The organism is Candidatus Pantoea edessiphila, assembly GCF_002933345.1.
GTDB lineage: Bacteria > Pseudomonadota > Gammaproteobacteria > Enterobacterales > Enterobacteriaceae > Pantoea_C.
Window position 1 is genome coordinate 131,017 of the sequence record NZ_PDKR01000001.1, and the last position, 12,472, is coordinate 143,488.

The window sequence follows — 12,472 nt, forward strand, 5'->3', positions numbered from 1 at the left end:
AATGTATAAATCATAATTAATTAGATATCTCCTTATTAATATAATATAATTATATTGATTTTAAAAAAGTTGATTTTATTATTATATTGTTACCCATTGAAATATATCTAGAAAATTGTGATTAATCTATATATTAAATTACGTTAATTTTGTTATTTTAATGATTAAACTATAGTATACTTGATAATTAAAAAGATTATATATCTTATAAACATCACATAATATTATGTTATCAATTAAACAAGTATTTATAGACTTAATTACAATACATGCAAACAATATAATGATTGCTTTAATCATACATGACTGATGAATAGGATAAATTTTTATTTTAAATCTTTTATATTTTTTTATATCTTATATCTATTTTATTCCTTTTAATTATATATTGAATGTTGATTATATTTATAATTAAGAATCCTTAAATTATTAAAATATCCTAACTTAAAATACTAGATTACTGATGACATTGTTTGTTCTTGGAGTTAATCATAAAACTGCGTCTATTAATTTGCGTGAACGTTTATCATTTGGGCAAGAAATAGTACATAAAGCTCTTAATAATTTGTTATCTAATTCAAGGATACAGAGTGCAGTATTTATTTCAACATGTAATAGGATAGAGATTTATATAAGTATAAATGAACAAGTTACTCTAAAAGAATATTTAATAAATTGGTTATGTAAATATCACCGATTAAACAAAGAAGAGATATCTAACAGTTTATATTATTATAAAAATAGAGAAGCAATAAGTCATCTAATGCGTGTTGCCTGCGGATTAGATTCAATGATATTAGGAGAATCCCAAATATTTGGTCAAGTAAAACAAGCTTTTGCTATTTCACAAAAAAATAATTCAGTAAATAGTGAAATCAATAAAATGTTTCAGAAAACGTTTTCTACGGTAAAACGTATTAGATCTGAAACTAATATTGGGACTAATGCTATTTCGGTAGCATTTGCCGCTTGTGTTTTAGCTTGTCAAATTTTTAAATCTTTATCTAAAACCATAGTATTATTAGTAGGGGCTGGAAAAAATATTAGCTTAGTTGCTCATTATTTACGCAAATATAAAGTAAAGAAGTTAATCATTTCTAATCGTACTCGTTCACGTGCTGAAATATTAGGTTTAGAAGTAAATGCAGAGGTAATAAATCAAATTGACATAGATAAACATTTATACAAGGCTGATATTATAATATCTTCAACTTCTAGTCCATTTCCAATAATTAGTAAAAATATGGTAGAAAAAGCACTGAAAACAAGATTTAATAAGCCATTGTTTTTAGTCGATATAGCAGTGCCTTATGATATTGAATTAGAAGTAAGTAATTTACCTAATACTTACCTTTACCGAGTGGATGATTTAAAAGAAATCATAGATAAACATCTAATATATCGAAAAGTTGAAATTGTAAAAGCTGAAAATATAATCATTCAGGAAAGTAACAATTTTATGTTATGGTTGAAATCACAAAAAACAATGCATACTGTTTATAAATACCGTGCAAAAATTAAAGATATAGGTCTGGAAATGGAGAAAAGAGCATTACATGACTTACAAAAAGGTGTTGATCCTCAGAAAGTTATGCAGGCATTAATATATAGATTAACAAATCGTTTAATGCATGCACCTACGAAATCTCTTCAACAGGCAGCTTTGGATGGTGATAAGGAACGTTTGAAAATTTTATGTGATAGTTTGGGTTTAAATTAATATTATTATTCAACAGTTGTTATGGAAATTTTTAAATAAATGAAAACTTCTATTTTTACTAAACTAAAAGAACTTCAAAACAGATATGAAGAATTAGAAGTTCTTTTAACTAATTCAGATATAATCGTAAATCCAAAACTTTTCAATAACCTTTCACGTGAATATTCTAAACTTACTACTATCACTAACTGTTTTAAGAAATGGCAAAAAGTTCATAAAAATATTGAAAATTTGAAAAGTTTATCTAAAGATCTTGAATTACAAGATATAGTGCAAAGTGAACTACAAGAATCATATAAAAACATCGAAATATTAGAACATGAATTACAAATTTTATTAATACCACAAGATCCTGATGACGAACGTAATTGTTTTATAGAAATACGTGCTGCTACAGGAGGAGATGAAGCAGCAATTTTTGCAGGAGATTTATTTCGTATGTATGTTCGTTATGCTGAAATATGTAATTGGGATGTTACAATTGTTAGTTCTAATGATAGTGAACAAGGTGGATATAAAGAAATAATTATTCGTATTAATAGTAAAAATGCTTATGGTAAGTTGAAATTTGAATCTGGTGGTCATCGTGTTCAACGTGTACCTGATACCGAATCTCAAGGACGTATTCATACATCAACCTGTACTGTAGCTGTAATTCCTGAAATAACTGAGGAATCAGTGTTAAAAATTAATAGTAATGATTTAAAAATTGACACTTTTCGTTCATCAGGAGCTGGGGGGCAACATGTTAATACAACTGATTCAGCTATTAGGATTACTCATTTGCCCACCGGCATTACAGTGGAATGTCAACATGAACGATCCCAACATAAAAATAAAGCCAGAGCATTAACAATACTTGCATCTCGAATTCAAGTGATTAAAAAATCTCAGCGTCATGCTGAAGAGGCTAATATGCGTCGTAATCTTTTAGGGACTGGTGATAGATCAGATCGAATTAGAACTTATAATTTTCCCCAAGGCAGAGTTACTGATCATAGAATAAATCTAACAATTTATCGTTTAGATGAAATACTAAATGGAAAATTAGAATCTTTAATTTATCCTATTATTCAGGAATATAAAGCTGATCAATTAGCATCATTGTCAGAAAAAAATTAATGAATATTCGAGATTGGTTAAAAAAAGCAATTGTAACTTTATATAATAGTAAAAATCCGAAATTTGACGCAGAAATGCTATTAAGCTTTAATATCGGAAAATCTCGTACTTGGTTACGTGCTTTTGATGAACAGATTATTAATGATAAACAATTAGCATCTTTAGAACAATTACTAATTAGGCGTTTAAAAGGAGAGCCATTAGCCTATTTAATAGGGGAGTGTGAATTTTGGTCTCTGCCATTAAATGTTACATATGATACAATCATTCCTCGTTTGGATACGGAAATTATAGTTGAACAATCTTTAATTTATATATCAAATTCATATTTTAAAGTTTTAGATCTTGGTACTGGAACCGGAGCAATTGCATTAGCAATTGCTACTGAACGTCCAAACTGTGAAATTATTGGAGTAGATTTTATTCCTACTGTAGTTGAGAATGCGCGAAAAAACGCTAAAAAACTTAACATTTATAATGTGGATTTTGTTTTAAGTTACTGGTTCGATAATTTATCACCAAATAAATTTGATTTAATCGTGAGTAATCCTCCTTATATTGAACCTAATAGTATATACCTTAAACTAGGTGGTTTAAGTTTTGAACCTATTAGCGCATTAGTATCTAGTGAAAATGGTTTATCTGATTTAAAAATAATCATTAAAAATGCATTAAATTGGTTAAACACTAATGGTTGGCTTTTATTAGAACATGGTTGGAAACAAGGTGAAGCAGTTCGTTTTATGATGTATAACTATGGATATAGAAACATCAATACCATATATGATTATGAAGGAAATCCTCGTGTTACTTTTGGTAATGCACCAAAATAATCTTTTTATTATACTTCATAATAATAATTTAAATTAGATTACAAAAAATATTTAAGTTATTATTTAATATTAAACAAATAACTATACTATAATCAATAGTCATTTTAATAATTTCATTAATTTATCAACAATAATTGAAAACTTTTATATTAGGGATGGTATACTTTGGTTAAAAAATTAGACTTTAGTCAGATGATGTTATGTGAAGCAGTTGTTGATACTATGGTTGATATTCGTTCCGATTTTCCATTGTCTTTTGTAAAAAATCAACTGTCAATATTAGTTAATAAAGCTAAGGATTATGTAGAATTAGAACAAAGTTCTAAATTAAAACTCAAAAAATTATTTGAACTTTTTTATAATGAATGGAGATTTGGAGGAGCTAGTGGCACGTATAATTTATCAGATGTATTATGGTTAGATAAGGTATTACAAACAAGACAAGGTACCGCAATTTCTTTAAGTATAATTTTAATTCATATAGCTAACGAATTACAGTTAACGTTAATGCCTATTATTTTCCCTACCCAATTGATTTTACGTGCTGGTTGGGTTGATAATTACGATTGGCTGATTGATCCATTTAATGGAGATACGCTTAACCTTTCTATATTAGAGGCTTGGTTAAAAGGAAATATTGACTCAAATGCTAAATTGCATGATGATGATCTTGATGAGGCTACAAATATCAGTGTTATTTATAAGCTGTTAACTACACTAAAAATTGCTTTAATGGAAGAAAGAAAAATGGAATTAGCTCTTAATGTTAATAAAATATTACTTCTTATCAATCCTAACGATCCTTACGAAATTAGAGATCGTGGTTTAATTTATGCTCAGTTAGATTGCGAACATATTGCAATTAATGACTTGACTTATTTTGTTGAACATTGTCCGGAAGATTTAGTAAGTGAAATGATTAAATTTCAAATTAATATAATTAAACAAAAAAAGGTAATTATACATTAAATATAATAACTTAATTAACTAGTAAAATAAAAATCAACTTTGTTTATTGTTTATAATTAAATAATTACTAATTAATAGTTATTGTTAATATTTTTATTACCTCAAGTATTAAAAAAAAATATATTTTAAATATTAATTTTATCACATATTCTATGTTTATCTAGCTAATAATTTATTTAAAACAATTTTAATACTATTCATTTTTCAATTTTTGATTGAAGTTATATCTATCAATTTATTCTAGCAAATTAAAATTTATTCATTTTACTAATTGTAATTAACAAGAGAAATAACTATGTCATTAAAAATTTTGCGTCAAGATTTCGATAATTGGATGATACCAGTTTATAATCCTGCTAAGTTTATACCTGTTTATGCTAAAGGCTCAACTGTATGGGATCAAAACGGCAAAGATTACATAGATTTTACTAGTGGAGTTGCTGTAAATGTGTTAGGACATGCACATCCATTATTACAACAAACTTTACGGAAACAAGCAGCTAATCTATGGCACGTTGGTAATGGTTATACTAATGAACCGATTTTACGTCTAGCAAAAAAATTAATTGATTCTACTTTTGCAGACAAAGTATTTTTCTGTAATTCTGGTGCAGAAGCAAATGAAGCAGCAATGAAGTTAGCACGTAAGGTAGCTAGAGATCGATTTGGTAAAAATAAGAATAATATATTAGCCTTTGATAATTCTTTTCATGGTCGTACTTTTTTTACAGTCGCAGCTGGAGGAAAATATGAATATGCAAAACATTTTGAACCACTTCCTAAAGAAATTCAACATGCGTCATTTAACGATATTGCATCTGTTATTTCATTGATTAATAAATATACTTGTGCAGTTATTATTGAGCCAATTCAAGGAGAAGGGGGTGTTATCCCAGCTAAAATAGCTTTTCTGAAAAAAATAAGAGAATTATGTAATAAGTATAATGCATTATTAATTTTTGATGAAATCCAAACTGGAATAGGTCGTACCGGACAACTTTATGCCTATATGTATTATGGAGTAATACCAGATATTTTAACAAGTGCTAAAGGACTTGGTGGTGGATTTCCTATTGGTGCTGTTTTGACTACAAACGAACTTGCATTAACGATGACTGTTGGTACTCATGGTTCTACTTATGGTGGTAATCCATTAGCAGGTGCATTAGCGACAAAAGTACTAGAATTAATTAAAAAAGATAAAATTATAGAAGGAGTTGCTCAACGTCATGCATGGATTGTTAACTATTTAAACAAAATAAACAGAGAGTTAAATATATTTAAAAAAATAAGAGGTTTAGGATTACTTATTGGTGCAGTTTTAAATAAAAATTTTGAAAATCAAGCTAATCAAATAAATATTTCAGCTGCAAATTACGGAGTAATGACCTTAGTAGCTAGTTCCAATGTTATACGCTTTACTCCAGCATTAAATATTAGTAAAAAAGAAATAAACATTGGTATGAAAAGATTTGCTAACGCATGTAAGTTTGTTATAAAAAATAAATGATTATTGCTGTTATAATAATGTCATAGAAATATAAAATGAATTAATTTTAATAATTAAAACAATTGTTTTAAATTTAGATAATTATTTCCAAAAATTATCAAAAATAGTTATTGGCAAATGTCTTTTATGATGTGTTTTTAAATAAAGTTGTTCTATAATTTTTATATTCTTTATGCTTAATGATTTACCTTCTAAATAGTCGTCTATGATATCATAAGTAATTCCTAAAACGGATTCATCTTCTCTAGCTGGTTGACTATCTTCTAAATCAGCTGTTGGTTTTTTAAGGTATAAATGTTGTGGACAGTCAATTGCTTGTAACATTTTTTTGATTTGACGTTTATTTAATCTGAATAACGGATTAATATCAGTTCCCCCATCACCATATTTTGTAAAAAAACCAGTAATTGATTCTGCTGCATGGTCAGTACCAACTACTATACCTTGATTCATACTAGCTATACTATACTGCACTTTCATCCTTTCTCTAGCTTTTTCGTTACCTCTTACAAAATCAGATATAATTATTCCGGCATCTTTTAAAGCGTTTTCACTAGCTAAAACTGCATTCTTAATATTTACAATTATATGACGATCTGGTTTTATAAAAGATAAAGAATCCTTACAATCTTGTTCATCAAGTTGAATTCCATAAGGTAATCTTATAGCGATAAAAATATAATCATTTCTGCCTGTATCTTTTCTTAATTCAGAAATAGCCAACTGGGATAACTTTCCTGCAAGAGTTGAATCTTGACCACCACTAATACCAAGTATTAATTTTTTTATATTTTTATGTTTAATTAAATATTGTTTTAAAAAATTAATACTATTACGAATCTCCTGTTTTGTATTAATTATTGGTTTAACTCCAAGTTTTTTTATAATTTCTTGTTGTAATGACATTATATTTTATTCCTTAATAAATAAAAACACATCTTTTTTTAACTTATTATGTGATAACTAGTTAAAATTATATAATTTTAATATATAATAGAGCAATATATTTCACTAACAAAGGAAAATACATTGGAAATAATATGACACAACCAAATAAGCTAAAACAAACTCTTTTTTCAATTTTTTTATTTTTATTATTATTTATAATTGGAAAACGAAAACGTTTTCGATAAGGCCAAAATAAGGGTACTCCAGCAGGAGTAAGTATATCAGCAATAATATGGCTAAAATAACCAAGTATAATACCTTGAAATATATCATCTGGTATTACTAAGTTTTTAAAAAAAGTAAATTTAGAAAGCCATAAAATGATTAATGCTAATAAGCTATGTGTAAATCCTCTATGCCCAAAAGTTAATGATATAGGTTGAGCAATCCAACGTAATTTCTGTCCGATTAGTGAATTTGGATGATCAATATCAGGAATAAGGCAAGAAATTAACACAGCTGGAATAAGGTGCCACCAATCTGCTTGTATCATTACTGAATTAAGTTCAAAACGCTTAGCAAAAATAGCGGTAGTTACAGCAAAAATAATGTGGCCGTTTTTTGTCATAATTAATCTTTTGAAGATTTAAACGAACTATTCAGTATACAACAATTTAAATTTAATAAATAAATTTATTGAAATAAATATTTCAATTTAAAAATTATAAAAATATGGACAGTGTTTGATTATTAACTAATATTTAAATTATTTATTAATTTTATTTTTAATATTAGATATCATGTTTAACCATTTAAATGTGCAAATGTTAGTTGTGCAAGACTTTTAAGTTTTACATCTGCCACAGACCATACTAAGTCGTTATGATATTCAATTGCAGGGATTACAATTGAACGCATACGAGCTGCTTTAACAGCAATCATTCCGTTAAAAGAATCTTCTATAGCAACACACTTTTGTGGATTAATATCAAATTGAGTTGCTGCATCTAAGTAAATTTGAGGATGAGGTTTACTATAAGGTAAATTCTCAGAAGATATAATTAGATCAAAATAATGAGTTAAATTAAATATGTCTAATACTCTTTCCAACATACGTAGTGGCGAAGCAGAGGCAAGTCCAATCTTAAAATTATATTTTTTACATAATTTTAATGCAAATTTAACTCCAGGCAATAGAGGTTTTTTTTCTTCAATTAAAATCATTACATTTGTTGTAATCATATCTATTATTTCCTTTTTACTTGGTTTGTTTAGGGGTAAAAGTTCATACCACGTGCATATTACTTGATCTATTCTCAAACCAATTGTATTAGGTAATTTAGTATAGCAAGATATGTCAATATTTAATTTAGAAAGAACTTCATTTTTGGCTTGAAACCATAGCGGTTCGGAATCTATGATAATTCCATCCATGTCAAAAAAAGTTGCTAAAATACGTCTTTCAGGATACATAAATTTTTCGTCTTAATTATAGATTGCGTCAATAATATTTCACTTTATTATATAATATATATAATATATAAAATAAAGCAGTTAAAATTATAAATATATAAGGTCTTTTGATTAAGTAATTGTCATTATCTCTAATTTTTTAGAACAATTTAATAAAATAGTCAATTTATTTTAAAAATATTATTTCTGTCTTATTTTTATTTAATTTATATTAAAGATAATTTATATTAAAGACTTTACGATTAGATATCGTAATTTAATAATAACTAAAGTTATAAAATATAAAAATCTTGCTAAATAACTTATAAGTTAACTTAAGTACAGTTTAATCTATACTTTAACGTTTTTAATAATCAATTTTAAATTATTTTTCTATTTGTATTTTTTTGTGTTAAATTATGTTAATTTATATTAAGATAGTGTTCAAGCAATATTAAAATTTAATTATGTTATATTTTAATTTTAGTGCTTTTTAATATCTTATGTTGGATTTATTAATTATTAAAAAAGTTCATTTAAAAAATAAATAATATTAATATACAAAATATTATCATTGTTTTTATATTAAAATCATACTGATTTTTGAATTTCTATATGATTATAAAGTTATTAAAAATTATTAAATCAATATATTAGGAAACTTTAATAAGTTAAATTATCTAGTTATTGTGTTTTTACTATACTTAAATAGATTTTTATAATATTCTAAATGATGATAAGTTATTATTTAATACAATCTAATTTTAAATTTTTATAGATTACATAATTGTAATATCAAGGATATGAAATGCCTTTAATTACTTTTTCTGATACGAGTAATCGTTATTACGATTACGATATCAATGTTATGGATGTTGCTTTAAGTATTAGTAATGATTTAGCAAAATCTTGTATAGCTGGTAGAGTAAACGGTAAATTAGTTGATTCATTTTATATTATAGATTGTGATTCATCACTTGATATTATTACTTTAAAAGATAATGTAAGTTTAGAAATTATCCGTAAGTCATGTATACAATTATTAGGTTATGCGATAAAAATGATATGGCCTAAATCTAAGATGGCTATTAATCAGATTATTAACGAAGATTTTTATTATGACATTGATGTTGATTGTTCTTTGAATGATAAGGATTTAGAAATTTTAGAAAAATGTATGAATGAATTGATTAATTCTGATTACAAAATATTGAACAAAAAAGTTTCCTATCAGGAGGCTCTTGATTTTTTTTTAAAAAAAGGTGAAACATATAAAACTATTCTTCTTAATGAACGTATGCATAAAGAAAAGCATATCAATTTATATATTCATGAAAACTATATTGATATGTGCGATGGTCCTCAAGTACCCAACATAGGTTTTTGTCGTTATTTTAAATTACAAAAAATTTCCGGAGCCTATTGGAAGGGAAATAAAAACAATAAAATGTTACAAAGAATTTATGGTACTGCTTGGTCAAATGAAAAACAATTAACTGATTATATACAACAATTGGAAGAATTAAATAAACGTGATCATCGTAAAATTGGTAAACAAATGGATTTGTATCATATTCAAGAAGAAGCTCCTGGTATGATCTTTTGGCACCATAATGGATGGATAATTTTTAATGAATTACAAATGTTTATTTCTAGTAAATTAAGTGAATATAAATACCAACAGGTTAAAAGTCCATTAATAATGGAACGTAAAATATGGAAAAAAACTGGACATTGGGAAAATTATAAAGAACTAATGTTTTCAATTAATTCGGAAAATCATGAATATTGTATCAAGCCTATGAATTGTCCTGGGCATTTACAAATCTTTAATCAAGGAATAAAATCTTACCGTGATTTGCCGATACGTATGGCGGAATTTGGCAATTGTCACCGTAATGAGCCATCTGGTGCTCTACATGGTTTAATGCGTGTTTGTAGCTTTACGCAAGATGATGCTCATATTTTTTGTACAGAAGAACAAATAAAACAAGAGATTAATGAATGTATACGTATGGTTTTCGATATTTATCATACATTCGGTTTTAAAAAGATAATTGTACATCTTTCTACTCGTCCAATAAAAAGCATTGGTACAGATCAAATATGGTGTTGTGCTGAACAAAATTTAGAATCTGTTTTAAAAGAAAATAATATTGATTTTCAATTTAAACCTGGTGAAGGTGCTTTTTATGGACCAAAAATAGAATTTACTTTATTCGATTCTCTTAATAGAGCTTGGCAATGTGGTACAATTCAATTAGATTTTTCTCTGCCCAAACGTCTTAATTCAGTATATGTAGATAAACATAATAATCATCGTTTTCCTGTACTCATTCATCGTGCTATTTTAGGATCAATAGAACGTTTTATAGGTATATTAATTGAAGAATATTCAGGTTCACTTCCTACATGGTTGACACCTATACAAATAGTAGTAACTAATATTAATAATAAACATATAGAACATGCTAGAAATCTAACATGTAAGTTATATAATGAAGGATTTCGTGTTATATCAGATTTAAGAAATAAAAAGTTAGGATTTAAAATTCGTGAACATACATTAAATCATGTTCCTTATATATTAATATGTGGGGATACAGAAATAAAAAACGAAAAAATATCAGTTCGTACTAGATATGGTAAAGATATTGGATTAATGGACACTAATTTATTTATTAGAAAATTAAAACAAGAAATTTCTACTAGAAGTGTTCAACAATTGGAGGAATAAAGTATTAAAGGCACAAAAAGAACACAGATGGCTCGTTCAGATCGCATTAACTATGAAATTAATGCTACTGAAGTGCGTTTAACAGGATTTGATGGTGAACAAATTGGTGTTGTAAGTTTGAAGGAAGCTTTGCAAAAAGCTGAAGATCTAGGAGTTGATTTAGTTGAAATCAGTCCTAATGCTGAACCACCAGTTTGCCGTATCATGAATTACGGAAAGTTTATTTATGAAAAAAGTAAATCTTCTAAGGAACAGAAAAAAAAGCAAAAAATTATTCAAATTAAAGAAATCAAGTTTCGTCCTGGAACAGATCAAGGTGATTATCAGATTAAATTACGTAATTTGATTAAATTTTTAGAAGAAGGAAACAAAACAAAAGTTACTCTTCGTTTTCGTGGTCGCGAAATGGCACATCAACAGATTGGCATAGAAATTTTAAATCGTATTAGAAAAAATCTTTGTGAGGATTTAGATTTAGCTATAATCGAATCTTTTCCTGCAAAAATTGAAGGCCGTCAAATTATTATGATACTTGCTCCTAAAAAGAAATAAAAGATTAAATACATTTATGTATAGTCATTTTATTTATTATTTATGTTATTCATATTAAAATAAAATGGACATTTTACAATGTTAAAAATTAAAACAATACGTAGTGTAGCTAAAAGGTTTAAAAAAACGGCATGTGGTAGTTTTAAGCATAAACATGCTAACATGCGTCATATACTAACTAAGAAATCCACTAAGCGTAAACGTCATCTTCGTCTTAAGGGTATAATTTCTAAAGGAGATTTAAACTCAATTACTACATGTTTACCATACTTATAGAAAAAAGATATAAACAGGAGATCCTAGATGGCTCGAGTAAAACACAGTACAACTGGTCATTCGCGTCATAAAAAAATTTTAAAAAGAGCTAAAGGATACTATGGTGCAAGATCACGTACATATCGTTCAGCATTTCAAGCTGTTATTAAAGCTGGACAATATGCATATCGTGATCGTAAACAACGTAAACGCCAATTTCGTCAACTATGGATTGCACGTATTAATGCTGCAGCACGTCAAAATGGTATTTCTTATAGCAAGTTGATTAATTCTTTTAAAAAAGCAGCTATTAAAATTGATCGGAAGGTTTTAGCTGATATTGCTGTTATAGATAAAGATATTTTTTCTAAATTAATAGAAAAAGCTAATAAGGCGATTATTGAATAAATTTTTAACTTTAGAATTTATTTTTA

General features: G+C 26.7%; 12 protein-coding genes. 9 read left to right on the forward strand and 3 right to left on the reverse strand.

Translation table 11 applies throughout. The annotated features are described in order from the left end of the window. The first annotated feature begins 463 nt into the window (after nt 1–463). The 5 genes from hemA (at nt 464) to CRV09_RS00695 (ending at nt 6,154) form a co-directional block, all read left to right on the forward strand. Nucleotides 464–1,720 carry a glutamyl-tRNA reductase gene (gene hemA / locus CRV09_RS00675; protein WP_136132216.1) on the forward strand — a complete coding sequence of 419 codons (1,257 nt, stop codon included), beginning with the start codon at nt 464–466 and terminating at the stop codon, nt 1,718–1,720. Between the two features lie 39 nt (nt 1,721–1,759). Beyond that, on the forward strand, nt 1,760–2,842 hold the full coding sequence (prfA, locus tag CRV09_RS00680; protein WP_136132217.1) for a peptide chain release factor 1: 1,083 nt from the start codon (nt 1,760–1,762) through the stop codon (nt 2,840–2,842). Next, nucleotides 2,842–3,675 carry a peptide chain release factor N(5)-glutamine methyltransferase gene (prmC, locus tag CRV09_RS00685; protein ID WP_136132218.1) on the forward strand — a complete coding sequence of 278 codons (834 nt, stop codon included), beginning with the start codon at nt 2,842–2,844 and terminating at the stop codon, nt 3,673–3,675. Before prfA ends, prmC begins: the two co-directional genes overlap by 1 nt. Before the next feature lie 165 nt (nt 3,676–3,840). Beyond that, the gene (sirB1, locus tag CRV09_RS00690; protein ID WP_277870350.1) at nt 3,841–4,644 is read left to right on the forward strand and encodes an invasion regulator SirB1; all 804 of its coding nucleotides are present in this window, start codon (nt 3,841–3,843) and stop codon (nt 4,642–4,644) included. Nucleotides 4,645–4,939: 295 nt separating this feature from the next. Continuing rightward, nucleotides 4,940–6,154: a bifunctional succinylornithine transaminase/acetylornithine transaminase gene (locus CRV09_RS00695; protein WP_136132219.1), complete on the forward strand. Its 1,215-nt coding sequence runs from the start codon at nt 4,940–4,942 to the stop codon at nt 6,152–6,154. 81 nt (nt 6,155–6,235) lie between these two features. Here CRV09_RS00695 and nadE read toward each other — a convergent pair whose 3' ends face one another. From nadE to hxpB, 3 genes are all read right to left on the reverse strand, one after another. Continuing rightward, entirely contained in the window at nt 6,236–7,060 is an 825-nt protein-coding gene (gene nadE, locus CRV09_RS00700; RefSeq protein WP_136132220.1) for an ammonia-dependent NAD(+) synthetase, read from the reverse strand. A gap of 67 nt (nt 7,061–7,127) precedes the next feature. Continuing rightward, on the reverse strand, nt 7,128–7,670 hold the full coding sequence (locus CRV09_RS00705; protein ID WP_136132221.1) for a metal-dependent hydrolase: 543 nt from the start codon (nt 7,668–7,670) through the stop codon (nt 7,128–7,130). Between the two features lie 176 nt (nt 7,671–7,846). Next, nucleotides 7,847–8,515, reverse strand: a complete 669-nt coding sequence (gene hxpB, locus CRV09_RS00710; protein ID WP_136132222.1) for a hexitol phosphatase HxpB — start codon at nt 8,513–8,515, stop codon at nt 7,847–7,849. Between the two features lie 787 nt (nt 8,516–9,302). On the opposite strand from hxpB, the gene thrS reads away from it, so the two are divergent. From thrS to rplT, 4 genes are all read left to right on the forward strand, one after another. After that, nucleotides 9,303–11,231 (forward strand): threonine--tRNA ligase, encoded by a 1,929-nt coding sequence (gene thrS / locus CRV09_RS00715; RefSeq protein WP_136132223.1) that lies wholly within the window; start codon nt 9,303–9,305, stop codon nt 11,229–11,231. Between the two features lie 3 nt (nt 11,232–11,234). Next, nucleotides 11,235–11,783, forward strand: a complete 549-nt coding sequence (infC, locus tag CRV09_RS00720) for a translation initiation factor IF-3 (RefSeq protein WP_136132224.1) — start codon at nt 11,235–11,237, stop codon at nt 11,781–11,783. A gap of 78 nt (nt 11,784–11,861) precedes the next feature. Further along, nucleotides 11,862–12,059 carry a 50S ribosomal protein L35 gene (gene rpmI, locus CRV09_RS00725; protein ID WP_136132225.1) on the forward strand — a complete coding sequence of 66 codons (198 nt, stop codon included), beginning with the start codon at nt 11,862–11,864 and terminating at the stop codon, nt 12,057–12,059. Nucleotides 12,060–12,086: 27 nt separating this feature from the next. Then, on the forward strand, nt 12,087–12,446 hold the full coding sequence (rplT, locus tag CRV09_RS00730) for a 50S ribosomal protein L20 (RefSeq protein WP_136132226.1): 360 nt from the start codon (nt 12,087–12,089) through the stop codon (nt 12,444–12,446). Nucleotides 12,447–12,472: the final 26 nt, after the last annotated feature.

Bases quoted from the DNA above. Each gene is read 5' to 3' on its own strand.
- hemA (WP_136132216.1), top strand. From the start codon at position 464: ATGACATTGTTTGTTCTTGGAGTTAATCATAAAACTGCGTCTATTAAT.
- prfA (WP_136132217.1), top strand. From the start codon at position 1,760: ATGAAAACTTCTATTTTTACTAAACTAAAAGAACTTCAAAACAGATAT.
- prmC (WP_136132218.1), top strand. From the start codon at position 2,842: ATGAATATTCGAGATTGGTTAAAAAAAGCAATTGTAACTTTATATAAT.
- CRV09_RS00695 (WP_136132219.1), top strand. From the start codon at position 4,940: ATGTCATTAAAAATTTTGCGTCAAGATTTCGATAATTGGATGATACCA.
- nadE (WP_136132220.1), bottom strand. From the start codon at position 7,060: ATGTCATTACAACAAGAAATTATAAAAAAACTTGGAGTTAAACCAATA.
- CRV09_RS00705 (WP_136132221.1), bottom strand. From the start codon at position 7,670: ATGACAAAAAACGGCCACATTATTTTTGCTGTAACTACCGCTATTTTT.
- hxpB (WP_136132222.1), bottom strand. From the start codon at position 8,515: ATGTATCCTGAAAGACGTATTTTAGCAACTTTTTTTGACATGGATGGA.
- thrS (WP_136132223.1), top strand. From the start codon at position 9,303: ATGCCTTTAATTACTTTTTCTGATACGAGTAATCGTTATTACGATTAC.
- rpmI (WP_136132225.1), top strand. From the start codon at position 11,862: ATGTTAAAAATTAAAACAATACGTAGTGTAGCTAAAAGGTTTAAAAAA.
- rplT (WP_136132226.1), top strand. From the start codon at position 12,087: ATGGCTCGAGTAAAACACAGTACAACTGGTCATTCGCGTCATAAAAAA.